Here is a 20,476-nt window from a genome sequence, read left to right as displayed (position 1 = left end):
GATGCGCGAGCCCGATTAGTACAATATTGGTTTGGTTTTTTGATTTTCGGAAATATCGACATGACTTACTGCGTGGGCATGTGCGTGGACGAGGGCCTCGTGTTCCTGTCCGACACGCGCACCAACGCCGGCGTCGACCACGTCAGCGCCGCTCGCAAGATGGCCGTCTTCGAGCAGCCCGGCGAGCGCGTGATCGTGCTGCTCGCGGCGGGCAACCTCGCCCTCACGCAAGCGGTGACGCAACTGCTCGCGGAACCCGCCGACCCCGACGCGCCCACGCTCTATAGCTGCGCGACGATGGCGGAAGCGGCGCGCATCGTCGGCGATGCGGTGCGCGAGGTGCATCGGCGCGATGCGCTGTCGCTCGCGGAATTCAGCGTCGACTTCAACTGCAGCTTCATCCTCGGCGGACAGATTCAGGGCCAGGGCCCGCGCCTGTTCATGGTGTACGCGGCGGGCAACTTCATCGAATCGACGCGCGTTTCGCCGTATTTCCAGATCGGCGAATCGAAGTACGGCAAGCCGATCATCGATCGCGTCATCACGCCCGCTTCGCCGCTCGATGAAGCCGCCAAATGCGCGCTCATTTCGATGGATTCGACGCTGCGCTCCAATCTCTCGGTCGGTCTGCCGCTCGATCTGCTCGTCTACGAGAAGGACGCGCTGCGCGTCACGCGCTTCGCCACGCTCGACAACGACAGCGCGTACTACCAGATGATCAACCGCTCTTGGGGCGAGCGCCTGCGGCAGCTTTTCGGCGAGATTCCGAATCCGACCTGGACGGATCTCGCGAACGTGCCGCTGCGCCCGCGCGAATCGCGCACGATGGTGCCGCGCCTCGTGATCGGCGATCTTCCCGCCGCGTCCGATGCGCCCGCGCAGACACTCGCGCAAAATATCGACGCGGCGGGCAACGCGCCGCACGATTGAGTCAGCGCGCGTCGGCGGCGCATTGCGGCGTTGCCATTCCAGCTTCGCCCGTCATGCCTGCCTTGATCGCCTGCAACTTGCGCGGCGAGTCGGCGAGCACCGCGTCGATGCCGAGACACGCGGCGGCGCGATAGTCCGCGGCGTCGTCGATGCCGATTGCCATGACGTGCACATCGCCATGCGTTCTGAAGCACGCGAGCGCCTCGTGCGTCCAGAGCTGCGCCGTGACGGGCGAGCGCGCCTCGCCGAGCGTGAACGTCTCCGTCAACTCCATCTGCCTTTTCCACTCGAATGCGGCCCACGTGCCGGGCTGCGGCGGGTCGATGCACGCGTGAGCCAGCGCGACGCCCGCGAGCCGTCCACGGGTCGCATCGCGCGATTCGAATAGCCGCGCGCGAGGATAAGCCGCGAACGCCGACCGGTACGCGGCATCGGTCGAATAGATCAGCACGCGGCTCCATGCGTTTTCGTCGGAAAGCACGCGGGCGACGGCCGCCGCTTGCGGCTCGGCGGGCAGCGCTTTCATGTCGAGGATGACGGGCGTCGATGCCGGAATGGCACGCAACGCTTCGCGCAGCGTCGGAATCCTGAGCGGATGCGCGCGATAGGGAAACGTCTTCGCGCCGGTGGCATCGGTTCGCGCGAAATTCCATCCGGCGTTGAGGCGTTCGAGCGCGGTGAAATCCGTGTCGGCGACGGCGCCCGCGCCGTCCGCGTCGTCGGTGTTCGCCGACAGCTTCGCCGGGCGATACAGCACCGGAACGCCGTCGTGCGTGAGCTGCACCGAGAGCCAGATGGCGTCTGCGCGATGCGCGAGCGCGCCGGCGATGGCGAGCAGCGTGTTCTCGGGAAAGTCGGCGGCGCCGCCGCGATGGGCGACGATCATCGGCAGGGCGGGCGAAGCATCGTCCGCAAAGGCGCGGATCGCGCCGCACGCGAAGAGCGCGGCAACGGCGATCGGGCGAAGCGCAGCCAGCGCGCGTGAGGTCATCGACACAACTCCGTAACGCGATATCGAGAAGCGAAGTACGGCATTCATTCTGCCGATGCCGCCGATCGGCTGCGCGCGCTGCGACGATTCATCACGGATTCATCGCGCAAAAAAAACAGCCATCGGAAAACCGATGGCTGCTCGAGATGCCGCTGTCCGTCGACGCGGCACTCGCGTGCCACGCCGATCGGTTGTTACTAGTGCTATTAGAACTTGTGACGCATGCCGATGATGACGATGCCTTGATGGTTGCGGCCGCTTTCGTAGCCATACGAACCGATCGAAGCCTGCGCCGCCACCGGAGCGCCGGTCGCCGCGTCGCGCTGCGTGCCGCTTGCGTGCTGATATGCGCCGACTGCGTACAGGTCCGTGCGCTTCGACAGCGAGTAGTCCGCGCCGACGCTTGCCTGGTGGTAGGTCGCCGACGTGTCGCCCGACGCCTTGCTGTACGTGTAGCCCACGCCAACCAGCAGAGCCGGCGTCGCCTGGAAGTTCACAAAGCCGTTGCCGATGTTGAACTTCTCGTTCGATGCGAACGTCGAGAAGCCGTCACGACGATACTGCGCGTTGCTGTACGAACCGCCGACCGTGAATGCGCCGATCGAGTACTGGATCGCGCCGCGTGCGATGCCGATCGAGTGAGCCGAAGCGTAGCCGTTGTTGATCGGGCCGTCGAACAGCGGATCCGACGACGGGCTGTTCCAGCCGGTGCGCGCGCCTGCTGCGAGCGGCGTGTTCGGGTTGCTCGTGAAGAAGTAGCCGCCTGCGATAGCCAGCGGGCCGTTGTTGTACGTCGCGGCGCCCGACCACGTCTGGCCCTGGCCGGTTGCACCAGCGAGGCCCGAGAAACCATACAGGCCTTCGAACTGGAAGCCCGCGAAGTTCGGCGAAACGTACTTGACGGTGTTCGACGTGCGCAGCGAGTTGTCGTAGTTGTCGACGTCACCCGGCGTTGCGAAGACCGCGCCCCAGTAGTTGTCGGCGGTGATGCCCTGAACCATGTCGACGAGCGGGTCGTACTGACGGCCCAGCGTCACGGTACCCCATTGCGCGCCCGACAGACCGACGAATGCCTGACGGCCGAATTCGCGACCGCCTTGTCCCAGACGGCCCGTGCCGACGTCGAAGCCATTTTCCAACTGGAAGATCGCCTTCAGGCCGCCGCCGAGGTCTTCCTGACCCTTCAGGCCCCAGCGGTCGCCGGACAGGTTGCCGTTGATCATGCCGAACAGCTTCTGGCCGTTAGCGTTGGCGTTGCTCACATAACCCAGACCGGCATCGATCACGCCATACAGCGTCACGCTCGTTTGTGCCTGTGCTGCGCCAGCCGCGCCGAGCAGGGCCAGCGAGAGGGACGTCAGTGCGAATCGTTTCATCGAATTCTCCACGCGAATGATTAAAATCGTTGTTACCGGCGCAGAGAATAACGCAACGTTTCGTTACGTTAGAAACGAAAAAAATAGACTGTCTCCAAAAACACACACTGCGGCGGAACGCCCGCCGATAAACGGTCTCAGCGACCCGTCAGCGGATTTTTTCGACGACATGCACGCGCAGGAAAAGTTCCGCGCCCCGTTTCGCGAGCCGACGATTGTGCGTCGCGCGTCCGCTCGATTGGCGTCGATTCGGATAACAAAGGCGCGCATCGCCGTGCCATTTTTCGCTTCAGCGTGACAGCGCCATAAGTGACGAGCCGGTGAAGCGTCAGCCGTCGCCATCGCGCCGGGAAAGCAGCGCCACGGCCACGCCCGCGCCTGCCGCGACGAGCACCGCGCGCCACGGATGGCGCCTCACTGCCGCATTCGCCTGCGATGCCTTGCGCCCGGCGCCGACCATCGCGGCTGCGGTCGCGCGCGTCGCTTTCGTCTCGGCCCGTGCGACTTTGCGCGACAGTTCGAGCGCGAGCCGCATGGCGAAGATCGTCCCGCCGGCTTGCGCCGTCAGGGAGCGCGCGCGGATGGCCGGCGGCGTGGAGGCATCGGCGGTTACGGACGCCGCGGCGTTCGGCGCGACCGACCGCGCCGTGGATGCAGCAGCAGCGGCAGCGGCGTTCGGCACGGCCGCGCGCGTCGAAGCGGCGAGCATCGAACCGATTTTCGCGCGGCTGCCCGGCGGCACGCGGCCATTGTTCTGCATGCCCCAAGCGCCGCGCGGATCGTGCATGCGCGCGCGGGCTGCGGAAAACTCGGCGCCGAGCAGCAAGACCGCCGCCGAGAAATACAGCCACATCAACAGCACCGCGAGCGATCCGGCCGCGCCGAATGCGCTCGCCGTGCCCGCATGAGTCAGATAGAAAGCAAAGAGCTTCTTGCCCGCCGAGAAAAACAGCGCGGCCACGAGGCCACCGACGAGCGCATCGCGCCATTGCACCGGCGCATCGGGCAGAAACTTGAGCAGCGCGCCGAACGCGACGGACAGAATGGCGAGCCCCGCGACCATCTGCACGATATCGCCGATGATAACGAACGGCGAATTGCCCCACAGCCACAAGCCGACGGCCTGAATCGCGGTATCCAGCACGAGCGAGACGATCAATAGAAACGCGACGCCCAGCACCAGCCCGAAGGACACGAGCCGCACGCGCACCATCGCGAGCACGCCCGAGCGCGTTTCTCCGGCAAGCGGCCAGACGATGTTGAGCGCCGTATTGAGCGACGAAAACGTCGCGGACGCGCCCACCGCGAGCAGCACGAACGAGATGATCGCGGCGATGCCCGTCCCGCCGCTGCGATGCGCGTTCTCCACGATGCTCTGCACGCCCGCCGCCGCCTGATCGCCGATCAGACCGTTGACCTGATGGAAAAGCTGCCCGCGCGCCGCTTCGGGGCCGAACACCCAGCCGGCGACGGCGATCACCATGACGAGCGTCGGCGCGAGTGAAAACGCCGAGTAGAACGCGATGCTCGCGGCCATCGCGGCGCAGCGGTTCTCGGAGAACTGCTTGAGCGCGCCGATCACCCACGACGCATCCTTTTTGACGGCGGCCTCTAATCTCTGCGTGGAAACGGAGCTCATGACAGGTCTCTCAGTCGATCGGACGCTGGCGGCGCGGGATTTCCCGCGTCGCACGCGCCCGCGGGCGGTAAATGCAACCGGTCGAGCAGGTTCCGTTCCAAGACAGCGTGCGCCAGGTAAGCGTCTACATAAGAAGGTTGCTATGATCGCGCCTGTTTGCAAAAAGGCGCCGCATTGCTGCGCGCATCGGCATTATCCGCGCCGCACGCCGCGCCCACAGAGCGAACGTCGTGCGTTAAAGCCCGTCGAGGCAAAACGCACACCTATACTGCAGAGCACCCCACTTACGACGCGCCGAGGCCACCATGCTTCAAATGTCACGGCGACAGTTCCTCAAGGTTTCCGCGAGCACGCTCGCCGGATCGAGCCTCGCAGCATTGGGCTTTTCTCCGGCACCCGCGCTCGCCGAAGTCCGGCAATACAAACTGTCGCGCACCACTGAAACGCGCAACACCTGTCCGTACTGCTCGGTCGGGTGCGGCATCCTGATGTACGGCTTGGGCGACAACGCCAAGAACGCGAAGGCCAGCATCATCCATATCGAGGGCGATCCGGATCATCCGGTCAATCGCGGCACGCTGTGTCCGAAGGGCGCCTCGCTCATCGACTTCATTCATAGCCCGAGCCGGCTGCTGTACCCCGAGTACCGCGCGCCGGGTTCGTCCGAGTGGACGCGCATCTCGTGGGACGACGCGCTCGACCGCATCGCGACGCTGATGAAGGAAGACCGCGACGCGAACTTCGTCGAAAGCACGCCGGACGGCAAGAAGGTCAACCGCTGGCTGACGACGGGCATGCTCGCGGCGTCGGCGGGAAGCAATGAAGTCGGGTACCTCACGCACAAGACTGTCCGCAGTCTTGGCATGCTCGCATTCGACAATCAGGCGCGTGTCTGACATGGCCCGACGGTGGCAGGTCTTGCCCCGACGTTTGGCCGTGGAGCGATGACGAACCATTGGGTCGACATCAAGAACGCGGACGTAATTCTGGTGATGGGCGGCAATTCGGCCGAGGCGCACCCGTGCGGTTTCAAATGGGTGACCGAGGCGAAGGCGCACAGAAAGGCGCGGCTGATCGTGGTCGATCCGCGCTTCACGCGCACGGCATCGGTGGCGGATTTCTACGCGCCGATCCGCACCGGCACGGACATCACCTTCCTTGGCGGCGTCATCAATTATTTGCTGACGAACGACAAGATCCAGCACGAGTACGTGAAGAACTACACGGACATGTCGTTCATCGTGCGCGAGGACTTCGCGTTCAAGGACGGCGTGTTCTCGGGTTACGACGCGGAGCATCGCAAGTACGACAAAACGAGCTGGGACTACGAGCGCGGTGACGACGGCTTCGTGAAGGTCGATCCCACGCTGCAACATCCGCGCTGCGTGTACAACCTGATGAAGCAGCACTACGCCGCCTACACGCCCGAAATGGTGACGAAGGTGTGCGGCACGCCGACCGACAAGTTCCTGAAGGTCTGCGAGATGCTCGCATCGACCGCGCAGCCGAACCGCGCCGCGACGGTGCTGTACGCGCTCGGCTGGACGCATCACTCGGTCGGCGCGCAGATGATCCGCACCGGCGCGATGGTGCAGCTTCTGCTCGGCAATATCGGCATTGCGGGCGGCGGCATGAACGCGCTGCGCGGGCACTCGAACATTCAGGGCTTGACCGATCTCGGCCTGATGTCGAACCTGCTGCCCGGCTACATGACCTTGCCGATGGAAGGCGAGCAGGACTACGACGAGTACATCACGAAGCGCGCGACGCAACCGCTGCGGCCGAACCAGCTGAGCTACTGGAAGAACTATCGCGCGTTCCATGTGAGCTTCATGAAGTCGTGGTGGGGCGACAACGTCACGCCCGAGAACAACTACGGGTTCGACTATCTGCCGAAGCTCGACAAGTCCTACGACATGCTGCAAGTGTTCGAGCTGATGGCGCAGGGGAAGATGAACGGCTACATTGCGCAGGGCTTCAACCCGCTCGCGGCCGCGCCCAACAAGGCGAAGATCAGCCTCGGGCTGTCGAAGCTGAAGTGGCTCGTCGTGATGGACCCGCTCGCCACGGAAACGTCGGAGTTCTGGAAGAACCACGGCGAATTCAACGACGTCGATTCGTCGAAGATTCAGACCGAAGTCTTCCGTCTGCCGACGACGTGCTTCGCGGAAGAGCGCGGCTCGCTCGTCTCGTCGTCGCGCGTGCTGCAATGGCACTGGCAGGGCGCGCAGGCGCCGGGCCAGGCGCGAAGCGACATCGAAATCATGGCGGGACTGTGGCTGCGCATGCGCCGCGCGTATCGGGAAAAGGGCGGCAAGTATCCCGACCCGATCCTCAATATGACGTGGCCCTATGCGGACCCGGAAAGCCCGACGCCCGAAGAGATCGCGATGGAGTTCAACGGCCGCGCGCTCGCGGACGTCACCGATCCGACCGACAAGACGAAGATCGTCGCGAAGAAGGGCGAGCAGTTGTCGAGTTTCGCGCAGTTGCGCGACGACGGATCGACGGCGAGCGGCTGCTGGATCTGGTGCGGCTCGTGGACGCAGGCGGGCAATCAGATGGGCCGGCGCGACAACGCCGACCCGACCGGCATCGGCCAGACGCTCGGCTGGGCGTGGGCGTGGCCGGCGAATCGCCGCGTGCTGTACAACCGCGCATCGTGCGATGTGAACGGCAAGCCGTTCGATCCTTCGAGAAAACTCGTCGGCTGGAACGGCAAGGCGTGGACCGGCGCGGACGTTCCGGACTTCAAGGTGGACGAGCCGCCCGAGAACGGCATGAGCCCGTTCATCATGAATCCGGAAGGCGTGGCGCGTTTCTTCGCCCGCGACGGCATGAACGAAGGCCCGTTCCCGACGCACTACGAGCCGTTCGAGACGCCGCTCGGCTACAACCCGTTCTTCCCGGAGAACAAGGTGGCCACGAGCAATCCGGCCGCCCGCGTGTTCCCGGACGATCGCGCCGCGTTCGGCACCGCCGACAAGTTCCCGCATACGGCCACGACGTATCGCCTGACCGAGCATTTCCACTACTGGACCAAGCACGTCAAGCTCAACGCGATCGTGCAGCCGCAGCAGTTCGTGGAGATCAGTGAGAATCTCGCGAAGGAAGTGGGCGTGGTGGCGGGCGATCGCGTGAAGGTATCGAGCAATCGCGGGCATATCGTCGCGGTGGCGCTTGTCACCAAACGCATCAAACCGCTGACCGTGGAGGGCAAGAAGGTGGAAACCGTCGGCCTGCCGCTGCACTGGGGCTTCAAGGGCCTGACGCAGCCGGGCTATCTCGTCAACACGCTCACGCCTTCCGTGGGCGACGGGAACTCGCAGACGCCGGAGTTCAAGTCGTTCCTCGTCAAGGTCGAGAAGGCATAAGGAGACGACATGGCTCTGCAATCGCTCGACATCAAGCGCGTCTCCGCCACCACCACGCCGCCGCCGCAAGCCCGCGAGCCGGTGACGGGCACCGTCGCGAAGCTGATCGACGTGTCCAAGTGCATCGGCTGCAAGGCCTGCCAAACGGCGTGCATGGAATGGAACGACCTGCGCGACGAGGTCGGCCACACGACCGGCGTCTACGACAACCCGCGCGATCTCACGGAACATTCGTGGACGGTGATGCGCTTCACGGAGTACGAAAACCCGAAGGGCGACCTCGAATGGCTGATCCGCAAGGACGGCTGCATGCACTGCGAGGACCCGGGCTGTCTGAAGGCGTGTCCGTCGCCGGGTGCGATCGTTCAGTACACGAACGGCATCGTGGATTTTCACGAGGAAAACTGCATCGGCTGCGGCTATTGCGTGACGGGCTGCCCGTTCAACATTCCGCGCATCTCGAAGGAAGACAACCGCGCGTACAAATGCACGCTCTGTTCGGACCGCGTCGCGGTCGGGCAGGAACCGGCGTGCGTGAAGACGTGTCCGACCGGCGCGATCATGTTCGGCACCAAGGCCGACATGCACGAGCAGGCGGCCGAGCGCGTGGAAGACCTGAAAGAGCGCGGTTTCGCGAACGCCGGCTTGTACGATCCGCAGGGCGTGGGCGGCACGCACGTCATGTACGTGCTGCATCACGCGGATCAGCCGGGTCTGTATCACGGGCTCGCGGAGAATCCGAGAATCAGTCCGCTGGTGTCGGTCTGGAAGGGCGTGACGAAGCCGCTCGCGGTCGCGGGCATGGCGCTCGCCGCGCTCGCGGGCTTCTTCCACTACACGCGCATTGGGCCGAACGAAGTAAGCGCGGAAGAGGAAGCCGAGGCGCAACGCGAGGCGGACGACGCACGCAACGACAAGGAGCGTTCGAATGAAACACGATAGCGAAGTGCGCGACGTGCGCGGCAACCGCCTGATCGTGCGCTACACGCCGAATGAGCGCACGAACCACTGGATCACCGCGATCAGCTTCGTGCTGCTCGCGCTGTCCGGGCTCGCGATGTTTCATCCGTCGATGTCATGGCTGTACGCGCTGTTCGGCGGCGGGCAATGGACGCGCATCCTGCATCCGTTCGTCGGCTGCGTGATGTTTCTCTCGTTCCTCGTGCTCGCGCTGCGCTTCTGGCATCACAACTATCTGGACAGAAGCGACGTCCAGTGGATGAAGCAGATCGACGACGTGCTCGCCAACCGCGAAGACCGCCTGCCCGAGATCGGCAAGTACAACGCCGGCCAGAAGCTCGTGTTCTTCGTGATGGTGGCGAGCCTGCTGCTGCTGCTCGCGTCGGGCGTGGTGATCTGGCGCGCGTACTTCGCGTTCTACTTTCCGATCACCGTGATCCGCCTCGCCGCAGTGGTGCACGCAGCGACGGCCTTCGTGCTGATCGTGTCCATCATCATCCATATCTATGCGGGAATCTGGGTGAAGGGATCGATCGGCGCGATGGTGCGCGGAACCGTGACCTACGGATGGGCGAGGAAGCACCATCCGCGCTGGTTCAGGGAGATCATTGGGAAGTAACGTTGCGGCTCAGGCAGTGACGACGTAGTGACCGAACCGCTCGCGTCCCGAACAGGCCGAGCGGTTCTTTCTTGCATATACGCCGATTTGACCCTCGCTTGCGGCATCCGATTACGATCCGGCAAGCTGCTATCCTTGACCCACACCCTTACCCCGCTTCCCCGCGCCGCGCGCCTTTGCGCCGCACTCAAGCATTCCGAGGAACAACCCAAGTGGTTCAACGCATACTCGAAGCCGGCTCGATCGAATCGCTCGATCAGTCGGCCATTCCCCGCCTGCGCATGCCCGAGCGCGCCACCGTTTTCAGCGCGCGCGCGGCGCGTCTGCGCCAGCTCGCCGATGCAAGCAATCCCATCGCGGGCTATCTGCGTCTGATGGCCGCACTCGCCGACGCGCAGCAGAACGTCCTCGCGCAATGCTCCGCGCCGGAGCCGTCGCGCGAGTCGATCGCGCTCAATCAGCGTCATTCGATGCCCATCGTTCCCGCGCTCGCGGATTCGCGCGATCCCGCATGGCGCGACGTGCTGTTCATGCTGCTCGACCGCATCGAGGCGGCGGGCGCGCTGACGCCGCCGCTCGTGCAGCTCGTCGCGCATCTGCGCACGATGGAACCCGCCGCGCTCGACGCGCAGGCCGACGCCGTCCTCGCGCTGCGCTTCGCCGAGGTCGAGCCGGCGGCGGCGCCGTTCATCATGGCGGCGTTGCAGGTCGTATGGACCGATGTCGCGAGCCGCATCGACGCGAAGGAAGTGCCGTATCTCGACACGGCGGGCGTGTGTCCGGTCTGCGGCACGATGCCGGTCGCGAGCGTCGTGCGCGTGGGCGGCGTGCACGACGGCTATCGCTACGTGCAATGCGGCCTGTGCGCGACGGAATGGCACGTCGTGCGCGCCAAATGCTCGAATTGCGATTCGACCAAAGGCATCGCCTATCACGCGATGGACGACGCCGCGCAAGCCCCCGACGAAGACGAACAGGCGCGCGCCGAACGCGCGCGAGGCGCGGCGCTGAAAGCCGAGTCGTGCGACGAATGCGGCACGTATCGCAAGATCGGCTATCAGGACAAGGCTTACGACTTCGAACCTTTCGCCGACGACCTCGCGAGCCTCACGCTCGATCTCCTGATGGGCGACGCGGGCTTCAGACGCCCGTCGCCGAATCCGTGGCTGTGGCCGGAAGCGGGCGAAGAATCGGGCGAAGAATCGGGCGAAGGAACGGGCGACGAAGCGGGCAAAGCGGGCGACGAACGATGAGCGACGTAACCGGCGGCGACGGCAACGAACTGCGCGCGCTGATGGCGCGCGTGCCGTCGGTCGAGCGGGTGCTCGCATCGGCGGTGTTCGAGCCGCTCATCGACGAATACGGACGCACGCAGACGCTCGCGGAACTACGCACGACGCTCGACGCGTGGCGCACCGACGCGCAGGCGGGCCGCGCATCCGTCGATGCGCTCACCGACACGATGCTCGGCCACGCCGTCAGCCTGCGGCTCGCAAGACGCGCGCAAAGCCGCGTGAAAAGCGTCTTCAATCTGACGGGCACGGTGCTGCACACGAACCTCGGCCGCGCGCTGTTGCCTGACGAAGCCGTGCGCGCCGTCGCGGAAGTGCTCACGCGCCCCGCGAATCTCGAATTCGATCTGGATACCGGCGCGCGCGGCGACCGCGACGACCTCATCAACGATCTCGTCTGCGAGCTGACGGGCGCGGAAGCGTCGACCGTCGTGAACAACAACGCGGCTGCCGTGCTGCTCACATTGTCGGCGCTCGCCGCGAGGAAGGAAGTGATCGTCTCGCGCGGCGAACTGGTGGAGATAGGCGGCGCGTTCCGCATTCCCGACATCATGAGCCGCGCCGGGGCGAAACTGCGCGAAGTCGGCACGACGAATCGTACGCATCTGCGCGATTACGAAGACGCGATCGACGCGCGAACCGCGCTCCTGATGAAAGTCCATTGCAGCAACTACGCGGTCACGGGTTTCACGAAGGAAGTGACGACCGCCGAACTCGCGCCGCTCGCGCGCGAGCGCGGTTTGCCCGTCGCGGTCGATCTCGGCAGCGGCACGCTCGTCGATCTCACGCAGTGGGGCCTGCCGCGCGAGGCGACCGTGCGCGAGACGGTGCAAGCCGGCGCGGATCTCGTCACCTTCAGCGGCGACAAGCTGCTCGGCGGCCCGCAGGCAGGGCTGATCGTCGGGCGGCGCGACCTCATCGCGAAAATCAAGAAGCATCCGTTGAAGCGCGCGCTGCGCGTCGGCAAGCTCACGCTCGCGGCGCTCGAAGCGGTGCTGCGCCTGTATCGCACGCCGGAGACGCTGCAGGCGCGCCTCACGACCTTGCGCCTGCTCACGCGTCCCGCCGACGCCATGCGCATGGCCGCCGAGCGTATCCAGCCCGCTTTGCAGCGCATGGCGGGCGAGAGCTTCGCGGTGACGACCGAGCCGATGTTCAGCCAGATCGGCAGCGGCGCGTTGCCCGTCGACGTCTTGCCGAGCTACGGTCTCGCCGTGCGGCTCGCAAGCGGCAAGCGCGCGGGCGGCCAGTTGAACCGCATCGAAAAGAAACTGCGCGCGCTGCAGAGGCCGGTGATCGGGCGCATCGCGGACGGCGCGCTCTGGCTCGATCTGCGCTGCCTCGAAGAAAGCGGCGAGCTCGCGTTCATCGCGCAATTGCAGCTGGACGCGCAAGGCCGGAGCGACGGCGCATGATCGTCGGCACGGCGGGGCACATCGACCACGGCAAGACCACGCTCGTGCGCGCGCTGTCCGGCGTGGACACGGACCGTCTGAAGGAAGAGAAGGCGCGCGGCATTTCCATCGAACTCGGTTATGCATATGTGCCGCTCGACGATGGCGGCATGCTCGGCTTCATCGACGTGCCCGGCCACGAAAAGCTCGTGCATACGATGGCGGCAGGCGCGTGCGGCATCGACTTCGCGCTCGTCGTGATTGCCGCCGACGACGGCGTGATGCCGCAGACGCGCGAACATCTCGCCATTCTCGGCTTGCTCGGCGTGACGCGAGGCGCCATCGCGCTCACGAAGACGGACCGCGTCGCTGCCGCCCGCGTGCGCGAAGTGCGCGCGCAAATCGAAGCGTTTCTCGCGCCGACGCCGCTTCGCGATGCGCCGGTCTTCGACACGAACGCCACCGCCGCGAACGATGCCGGCGTGGCCGCGCTCGATGCATTCCTGCGCGACGCCGCCGCGCACTGGCGCATGCGCCGCGACGATGGTTTTTTCCGGCTCGCGGTCGATCGCGTGTTCACGCTCGCGGGGCAGGGCACCATCGCGACCGGCACGGTGTTCGCGGGCCGCGTGAATACGGGCGACGTGCTTGCGCTCGCGCCGCGCGCATCGGTCGAGGAAGTGCGCGTGCGCGGCATTCACGCGCAGAATCGCCCGGCGCAGGCGGGGCGCGCCGGGGAGCGCTGCGCGCTGAATCTCGCGGGCATCGACAAGGACGCGCTCGCGCGTGGCGACTGGATCGTCGATGCGCGCATCGCGCGGGCGTCGGAGCGCATCGACGTCGAATTGACGCTGCTCGCGGACGCGGGCCTCACGCTCGCGCACTGGACGCCGCTGCATGTGCATCTCGGCACGACGCATCGCGTGGCGCACGTCGCGCTGCTGGAAGCCGACACGCTTGCGGCGGGCGCGGCGGCGCGCGTTCAGCTCGTCTTCGATCAGGCCGTCTGCGCGCTGCCGGGCGACCGCTTCATCGTGCGCAATGCGCAGGCGAGCCGCACGGTCGGCGGCGGCCGCGTGCTCGATCCGTTCGCGCCCGCCCGCAAGCGCCGCACGCCGCAACGCCGCGCGTGGCTCGATGCGCTCGCCGCGTGGCTCGACACGGCCCGCGCCGATGCGCTCTTTCGCGAAGCGCCTTACGGCTTGCCGCGCTCGCTCATCGAGCATCTGGTCGGCATGCCCGCGGCGTCCGTCGCGCTGCCTGAAGGCTTGCGCCGCGTGCCTCTGCACGACGACGCGCTACTGATCGCCGCCGCGCACTGGGATGCGCTCGCCGCGCGTCTCACCGATGCGCTCGCCGCCTTTCACGCACGCTTTCCCGACGAACAGGGCCCGGACGCCGCGCGCCTGCGCCGCATGGCCGCGCCGCTCGCGCCGGATGCGCTGTGGCGCGCGCTCGTCGATGACGCCGTCGCGAGCGGACGCGTCGCCCGAAAGGGTCCGTGGCTGCATTTGCCGTCGCATTCGGTCGCGCTCGACGCGCGCGAGGAGGCGTTGGCGGGCGCGGTACTGGCGTCGATCGAGCGCGGCCGCTTCGAGCCGCCGTGGGTGCGCGATCTCGCGAAGACGCACGGCGCGCTCGAAGACGACATGCGCCGCCTCCTGCGCAAGCTCGCGCGGCGCGGCGACGTGTTCCAGGTCGTGCGCGACCTGTTCTATTCGCGCGCGGCCATCGGCGAACTCGCGCGGCTCGCTGCGCAACGCGCGCGCACGCGGGACGGCGCGGCCAACGCCATCGGCGCGGCCGATTTCCGCGATGCGAGCGGTCTTGGCCGAAAGCGCGCGATTCAGGTTTTGGAGTTCTTCGACCGCGTTGGATACACTCGCTTTCACCGCGATCTGCACCTTTTGCGCGCCGACAGCCGCTGGCACGAATCGGGCTAAAGAGGCGGCAGTTCCAGCCGCGCGCGAGCCGAATACGATGGAGCACGCCTACTACCATTTGCTGCATCTGCTCTCGGGCCATCCCGAATGGACGCTCGCGGTGGTGCTCTTCGCGTCGTTTCTGGAATCGGTGGCCTTCATCGGCACATTCGTGCCGGGCAGCACGGCGATGTTCATTGCCGGCGCGCTCGTCGGCGCGGGCGCGCTGAATCTCGGCTGGGTATTCGTCTGCGCGATCGCAGGCGCGATTGCCGGCGACGCCGCGAGCTTCTGGTTCGGCACGCGCTACGCAAACGCCATCGCGCAGATGTGGCCGTTCCGGCGGCATCCCGGCGCGCTCGCCGCCGGCAAGAATTATTTCGATGCCCACGGCGCGAAGAGCGTCGTGCTCGCGCGCTTCGTCGCGCCGATGCGCGCGGTCGTGCCGGTCGTCGCGGGACTGTCGGGCATGACGCCGGCGCGCTTTCTCGCCGTGAACATCGTGAGCGCGCTCGTCTGGGCGCCGCTGCATATCCTGCCGGGCGTCGTGTTCGGCGCGTCGATCGAACTGGCGGGCGCGGTGTCGATCCGGCTCGTGTTCATTCTCGTCATCGTCGCGGCGCTCGGCTGGCTCGTCTTCAATCTGGCGCGTGTCGTCGTCGCGCACGCGAAGGGCTGGACGCTCGCCTCGCGCGAAAGACTGCTCGCGTGGGCGCAGCGCCGCGACAGCCTGAGCGCGCGCCTCGTCTCGCGCGCGCTCGATCCCGGCAATCCCGCGACCGGGCTCATCGTCACGATTTCCGCGCTGCTGCTCGCCTCGGCGGTGCTCTTCTTCTACGTGATGTCGAACGTGACGCACGGCTCGTCGCTCGTGCAGGTGAACGCGTCGGTTTATCGGCTGCTGCAATCGTTCCGCTCGACGTGGGCCGATGCGATCCTCGATGGCGCCGCCGCGCTCGGCAGCATGTTCACGTTGCTCGCGCTCGCCGCGACGGTCATCGTGTGGATGATCGTCGAGCGGCGCTGGCGCACCGTCGCGTACTGGGTCGTCGCGGTGGTGTTCTCGCAACTGCTCGTCGTGGCGATCCGGCTCGCCGCGCACCGCACGATGCCGCTGCCCTTCGGCCCCGTCGAGCGCCCGTTTCCGAGCCCGCATCTCGCGGCCACGGTCGTCATCTACGGGTTTCTGGCGTTTTTGCTGCTGCGGCGCGTCGGCATGCTGACGGGCGTGTTCGTCGCGACGGCGACCTCGGGCATCGTCACGGCGGTCGCACTCGCCGGAGTCTACTTCGGACGATTCACCATCTCGGATGCGCTCGGCAGCACGGCGCTCGCGGCCGCGTGGGTGTTTCTCATCGCGCTGACGGCAGTGTGGCGCAATCCCGGCAAGCCGAGGCCGCGTCCGCTGATGCCGGTCGCGGTGCTCGTCGTCGTGAGCGCGAGCGTGGCGCTGCAAGTGAGCGACGCGACGCAGGCGCACAGCGCGACGCCCGCGACTATCGTCATCACGCCGATTCAGTGGACGGACAGCGTGTGGCGCACGTTTTCCTGTTACCGGTCGAACATGGAAGGCGACCGCCGCGAGCCGATCACCGTGCAATGGGCCGCGACGCCGCGCGAGATACGCGCGCAGCTCGCGCGCCGCGGCTGGACCGAAGTCACCGGCGTGACGATGAAGAGCGTGATGTCGGTGGTTTCGCCGAACGCGCCCGCGACGGCGCTGCCCGCGCTGCCGCGCCTCGATAACGGCGAGCCGTCGAGACTCGTGTTCACGCGCTCGCATCGCGGGCAGGACGAACGGGACGTGCTGCGCTTCTGGCCGACGCGTTACGCCGTGAAAACCCGCGCCGGCGCGAATCCGACCCCGATCTGGCTCGGCTCGGTGGTTCACGAGCGGCTGCGGCGTCCGTCGTGGCCGTTCAACGTGCTGCGTCCGGACCGGCGCGTCGATCCGATGGCGTCCGTGCGCGGCGACGGCTCGCCGTGGGAGGGCATCGAAATTGCGAACAGCGCGGGATGCGGCAGCGTGCCGGTGATGCTCGTCGAGTCGAGGCCCGAATGAAGGTGCGAAGACGCGCTCGCGCAAGCGGGCGACGCAGAGGTGGCCGTTGATCCAGATTCCGCCATCGGCCATTGCGCAATGGGGCGCGGCCGCCGTGTTTGGCAACGTGCTGTTGACGCGGCTCGGCGTGCCGTTGCCCTCAGCGCCGCTCTTGATCCTTGCCGGGTCGATGATCGCGAGCGGGCGGCTTTCGTTCGCGCACGTGCTGCTCGCGGCGCTGTGCGGCGCGCTGCTCGGCGATGGCGTGTGGTTTTCGGCGGGGCGCGTCTATGGGCGGCGGCTCGTCGCCGCGCTCTCGCGCCGGTCGTATGCGCTCGATTCGGGCATGAACCGCGCGAGCCAATTGTTCGAGCGGCATGGCGCGCCGATCGTCGCCGTATCGAAGTTCGTGCCGGGGCTCGGGCTGGTCACGCCGCCGCTGATGGGCACGACGGGCATCGCGGTATTGAGCTTCTTTCTGTGGGATACGGCGGGCATCGTCGCGTGGGCGGCGTTCTGGCTTCTGGGCGGCGCGCTCTTTCAGCGCCAGTTGCACTACGCGCTCGTCGAGTTGCAGATGCACGGCGCGACGGTGATCGACCTGCTCGTGCTCGTCGGCTTGCTGTATGGCGCGTACAGGCTGCTGCGGCGGCGCGAGCCGCCTGACCGTTCCCGCGACGACGCGCGTTGATGCCCGCGCCGCTATAATCGGGCGCTCTTCTTTCGGTTCTCTTTTCCGCTCAGAGGAAGGCATTCGTATCCGGTGGTACGGCTGAGCTTCAAACTCAGTTGGGGGTGTCAGACACTCCCAGGTCGGTTCGACTCCGGCTGCTTTCCGCCATTGAACGGTTGCTTCGTCTGCGTGGGATCGCTGTCGAGTTCATCAATGAATCTCGTATACGGCACGAATTGCTTGTCTCGATATGCCACTCCAATCCTCCAACAGGCCGCCTGGTCAGCGCTGTGTAAGTACCGCGCCGCCTCGCCGAACTTGCACTGATTCCTGCTCTCTCGAACACGATCCGCTCGATTCTGCGGCGCGACCGATTCACGCCGTTAGTCAGCAATTCGTCCCGCGCGCGCAACACCTCTTCGTCGAAACTCTGGCCGTCGATCCGCGAAATGCCTGGTAGCCAGAAGGCGCTTTTTTTCCAATCTTGCGACGTCGAAACCGACTGTAATTGAAGGCCAGGCAGCGGCCATGCAGCAACGCGATCAATAATCCGGAGCGACCGGCCGTACATCGGCTGATTCGCAAATCCATCAGCCTTGAGCACGCCGGGCAAGAGCACTCTAGCGGCGCCAGACGTTTTCTTCTGCGGACGAAACACCGGTCCGCACTCCGCTCATGCGGTCAGGCGCTCGCCAGTTCGTTGGCAGAAGGATTCGACGCATCGCCGGATCCGTCTGCCTGACACTTAACGACGCCAGCGTCGGTCAGTTGCCTGAGGTCTTCTAACGAGTAGCCCAACTGCTGAAGCAGAGCACGGGTGTCCTGACCGAGTGAAGGCGGCGCGGCGCGCAATTTCAACCGTTCGCCTCCAAGCGTCAGGGGCAGCAATGCTGTTTTCGTCGACACTGGCTGGCCGGCACCGCTCGCGTCAGGCGGAAGCGTGACGTCGGCGAGGCCGCCCGTTGCAAGAAGATGCGGATCGTCGAATAGCTCGTGCGGCCTCGTAATTGGCGCATAGGGCAACCCGCAGCGCTCGAAGATCGCGCTGATCTCGGCGGCGGAGAAAGCTTTCATGTGCTCGCGAAGTTGCGGCATCAGCCATTCCCGAGCTTGCACACGCTGATTGTTGCTGGCGATACGCTCATCCTTTCTCAACGCGTCGAGGCCGAACGCGTCGCAGAAAAGCGCCCATTGGGTATCGGAGACAACAGCCAGGAAAATCTGTTCGTCGTCTTTCACCGAGAAAACATCGTAGACAGCCCATGCTGAGATGCGGCTTGGCATCGGCGCGGCGGCCTTGCCGGTGACCGCGTATTGCATCATGTGCTGGGCGACGAGGAACACGTTGTTCTCGAACAAGGCGCTTTGCACTTCTTGTCCGCGTCCGGTGCGCTCCCGCTGCGCCAGCGCGGCCATTGCGCCGATCGCGCCGAACATGCCGCCCATGATGTCGTTGACGCTCGTGCCTGCGCGCAGCGGTCGCCCCTCCGGGCCGGTCATGTACGCGAGGCCGCCCATCATCTGCACGACTTCATCCAGTGCGGTGCGATGGTCGTAGGGGCCGGGCAGGAAGCCTTTGTGCGATACATACACGAGACGGGGATTGAGCGTGGACAGCGCGGCGTAGCCGAGGCCGAGCTTGTCCATCGTGCCGCGCTTGAAGTTCTCGCTGAAAACGTCCGCGCCGGCGAGGAGCTTGTGGACGATTTCCACGCCGCGCGGGTCTTTCAGATCGACGGCGATGCTTTTCTTGTTGCGGTTGAACGTGCCGAAGAAGCCGGCCCCCGAGCCTCGGAGGTTGCGCGTGCTGTCGCCCGTGATCGGTTCAACCTTGATCACCTCGGCGCCGAGGTCGGCCAAGACCATGCCGCACGTCGGCCCCATCACCATGTGCGTCATTTCGACGACACGAACGCCGCTGTACGGCAAAGACTGGTTCGATTGCACTTCGCTCATTGCGCGACTCCCGACAAACAGCCTTCCGGTTGCGGCGCGCTCCGTGCACGCCCGTCTGCATACGAGAAGCCCTTCGGCAAACCTGCGTCTTGCACGTGTCCGTAGAGCGCTTCGCCCGGAAGCCCCTCAGCGAGGATTGCGCGCGCGGAAACGAGCTTGTCGATGTCGACGCCCGTGTCGTAGCCCATCGCTTCGAGCAGGAAAGCCAGATCTTCAGTGACGATATTTCCCGTTGCGCCGGGCGCATACGGACAGCCTCCGAGGCCGGCTTGACTCGAATCGATCGTGGTGACGCCGACGTCAAGTGCTGCGACGACATTGGCGAGGCCTTGCCCGCGCGTGTTGTGAAAGTGCGCACCGCCTGCCTTGTCTCCAACTTCGGATTGCAGCCGACGGAACAGGCGACGAACCTGAACGGGGTTGGCGTAGCCGCTCGTATCGGAAAGACCGATTTCATCGACGCCGCATTCGGCCATCGCACGGCACATGCGGATCGTTTGGTCGTCGGTCACCGTGCCCGCGATCGTGCAGCCGAATGCAACCGACATACCCGCTTCAATCTGGACGCCGGGAAACTGCTCGTCGCGCAATGCGACGATGTTGCGTACCTCTTCGATCAGTTGCCCGGTGGTTTTACGGATATTGGCCAACGCGTGCTCATTGGTGACCGAAACAGGCAGCGTGACCTTATGGACGCCTGCTTCAAAGGCGCTCCGGGAGCCGCGCAGGTTGGGAGCCAAGACAGCGACTTGCAGGCCCGGAATGCTCAACGCGTGCGCCACGACTTCGCGAATGTCGGCCATCTGCGGCAAGAGCTTGGGCGGAACGAACGAGCCCACCTCGATTTCCTTCAGCCCGGATGCTGCCAGCGCGGAGATCCATCGGAGTTTGGCGGCCGTTGGCATGATGCTCTTGATGCTTTGCAGGCCGTCGCGCGGCCCGACTTCGCTAATCAAAATCTGAGGGCGTGAAGTGCTCATGTCGCTCCTTGGTTCTGTGCGATAGACCGTCGTTTCGCTGAAGAGAACTATAGGCGTGTGGAGTGTCCAACATAAGAGGGGTTAACCCCGGATTTTAGAACTGGAGTTCTGTCGAATAGAACATTAGATCCAGAACCGCATCGGCGTCCGTGGCGGTGTTTGACTCGCATTGAGGCTGCCGGGACCGCAAGGCCGCTCCGATGTTCTGGCAGTGACCAGCGCCCCGCAGGTGCGGCAGCGGTTATCAGGCCATCCACCGCGCCAGCGCACATTTCCGTCGATGTCGTCGACGGGCGTTGGTTCCGGTGCACTGAGAAGTCGTTGCCTGT

Annotated in this window: 15 protein-coding genes and 1 tRNA gene; 11 read left to right on the top strand and 5 right to left on the bottom strand. The window is 65.6% G+C overall.

From position 1 onward, the window contains the following. Positions 1 to 60 precede the first annotated feature (60 nt). Positions 61 to 930, top strand: a complete 870-nt coding sequence (locus tag LDZ27_RS19530) for a proteasome-type protease (RefSeq protein ID WP_244816511.1) — start codon at positions 61 to 63, stop codon at positions 928 to 930. Position 931: 1 nt separating this feature from the next. Here the strand turns inward: LDZ27_RS19530 and LDZ27_RS19525 are convergent, their stop codons facing one another. Both LDZ27_RS19525 and LDZ27_RS19520 read right to left on the bottom strand, forming a co-directional pair. Then, a complete protein-coding gene (locus LDZ27_RS19525; RefSeq protein ID WP_244816510.1) occupies positions 932 to 1,921 on the bottom strand; it encodes a glycerophosphodiester phosphodiesterase family protein in 990 nt (329 codons plus the stop codon). Positions 1,922 to 2,127: 206 nt separating this feature from the next. Continuing rightward, the gene (locus tag LDZ27_RS19520; RefSeq protein ID WP_244816509.1) at positions 2,128 to 3,297 is read right to left on the bottom strand and encodes a porin; all 1,170 of its coding nucleotides are present in this window, start codon (positions 3,295 to 3,297) and stop codon (positions 2,128 to 2,130) included. A 16-nt stretch (positions 3,298 to 3,313) separates the two neighbouring features. Between LDZ27_RS19520 and LDZ27_RS19515 the strand changes: the two genes are divergently transcribed. Next, complete coding sequence (locus tag LDZ27_RS19515; RefSeq protein ID WP_244816508.1) at positions 3,314 to 3,595, top strand: hypothetical protein; 282 nt, start codon at positions 3,314 to 3,316, stop codon at positions 3,593 to 3,595. Positions 3,596 to 3,625: 30 nt separating this feature from the next. Here the strand turns inward: LDZ27_RS19515 and LDZ27_RS19510 are convergent, their stop codons facing one another. Then, positions 3,626 to 4,936 (bottom strand): YihY/virulence factor BrkB family protein, encoded by a 1,311-nt coding sequence (locus tag LDZ27_RS19510; protein WP_244816507.1) that lies wholly within the window; start codon positions 4,934 to 4,936, stop codon positions 3,626 to 3,628. A 305-nt stretch (positions 4,937 to 5,241) separates the two neighbouring features. Between LDZ27_RS19510 and fdnG the strand changes: the two genes are divergently transcribed. From fdnG to LDZ27_RS19465, 9 genes are all read left to right on the top strand, one after another. Continuing rightward, positions 5,242 to 8,310 carry a formate dehydrogenase-N subunit alpha gene (gene fdnG / locus LDZ27_RS19505; protein WP_244816506.1) on the top strand — a complete coding sequence of 1,023 codons (3,069 nt, stop codon included), beginning with the start codon at positions 5,242 to 5,244 and terminating at the stop codon, positions 8,308 to 8,310. A gap of 9 nt (positions 8,311 to 8,319) precedes the next feature. Continuing rightward, positions 8,320 to 9,252, top strand: coding sequence for a formate dehydrogenase subunit beta (gene fdxH / locus LDZ27_RS19500; RefSeq protein WP_244816505.1), 933 nt, complete (start codon positions 8,320 to 8,322; stop codon positions 9,250 to 9,252). Continuing rightward, the gene (locus LDZ27_RS19495; RefSeq protein WP_244816504.1) at positions 9,239 to 9,889 is read left to right on the top strand and encodes a formate dehydrogenase subunit gamma; all 651 of its coding nucleotides are present in this window, start codon (positions 9,239 to 9,241) and stop codon (positions 9,887 to 9,889) included. The genes fdxH and LDZ27_RS19495 overlap by 14 nt, the downstream gene beginning before the upstream one ends. 212 nt (positions 9,890 to 10,101) lie before the next feature. Then, positions 10,102 to 11,142, top strand: a complete 1,041-nt coding sequence (gene fdhE, locus LDZ27_RS19490) for a formate dehydrogenase accessory protein FdhE (protein WP_244816503.1) — start codon at positions 10,102 to 10,104, stop codon at positions 11,140 to 11,142. Further along, positions 11,139 to 12,596 (top strand): L-seryl-tRNA(Sec) selenium transferase, encoded by a 1,458-nt coding sequence (gene selA / locus LDZ27_RS19485; RefSeq protein WP_244816502.1) that lies wholly within the window; start codon positions 11,139 to 11,141, stop codon positions 12,594 to 12,596. Before fdhE ends, selA begins: the two co-directional genes overlap by 4 nt. Continuing rightward, complete coding sequence (gene selB / locus LDZ27_RS19480) at positions 12,593 to 14,518, top strand: selenocysteine-specific translation elongation factor (RefSeq protein WP_244816501.1); 1,926 nt, start codon at positions 12,593 to 12,595, stop codon at positions 14,516 to 14,518. The genes selA and selB overlap by 4 nt, the downstream gene beginning before the upstream one ends. A 37-nt stretch (positions 14,519 to 14,555) precedes the next feature. Then, positions 14,556 to 16,559, top strand: coding sequence for a bifunctional DedA family/phosphatase PAP2 family protein (locus LDZ27_RS19475; RefSeq protein WP_244816500.1), 2,004 nt, complete (start codon positions 14,556 to 14,558; stop codon positions 16,557 to 16,559). A gap of 46 nt (positions 16,560 to 16,605) precedes the next feature. Beyond that, on the top strand, positions 16,606 to 17,229 hold the full coding sequence (locus LDZ27_RS19470) for a DedA family protein (protein WP_244816499.1): 624 nt from the start codon (positions 16,606 to 16,608) through the stop codon (positions 17,227 to 17,229). A 54-nt stretch (positions 17,230 to 17,283) separates the two neighbouring features. Continuing rightward, a tRNA-Sec gene (locus LDZ27_RS19465) sits at positions 17,284 to 17,379 on the top strand. A gap of 513 nt (positions 17,380 to 17,892) precedes the next feature. On the opposite strand, the gene LDZ27_RS19460 is transcribed toward LDZ27_RS19465, so the two are convergent. Together LDZ27_RS19460 and LDZ27_RS19455 are read right to left on the bottom strand one after the other, a co-directional pair. Then, on the bottom strand, positions 17,893 to 19,167 hold the full coding sequence (locus tag LDZ27_RS19460; RefSeq protein ID WP_244816498.1) for a CaiB/BaiF CoA-transferase family protein: 1,275 nt from the start codon (positions 19,165 to 19,167) through the stop codon (positions 17,893 to 17,895). Further along, entirely contained in the window at positions 19,164 to 20,147 is a 984-nt protein-coding gene (locus LDZ27_RS19455) for a hydroxymethylglutaryl-CoA lyase (protein ID WP_244816497.1), read from the bottom strand. The genes LDZ27_RS19460 and LDZ27_RS19455 overlap by 4 nt, the downstream gene beginning before the upstream one ends. Positions 20,148 to 20,476 lie beyond the last annotated feature (329 nt).

Source organism: Caballeronia sp. Lep1P3, assembly GCF_022879595.1.
Classification (GTDB): Bacteria; Pseudomonadota; Gammaproteobacteria; order Burkholderiales; family Burkholderiaceae; genus Caballeronia.
This window is presented reverse-complemented; position numbering and strand designations above follow the sequence as displayed.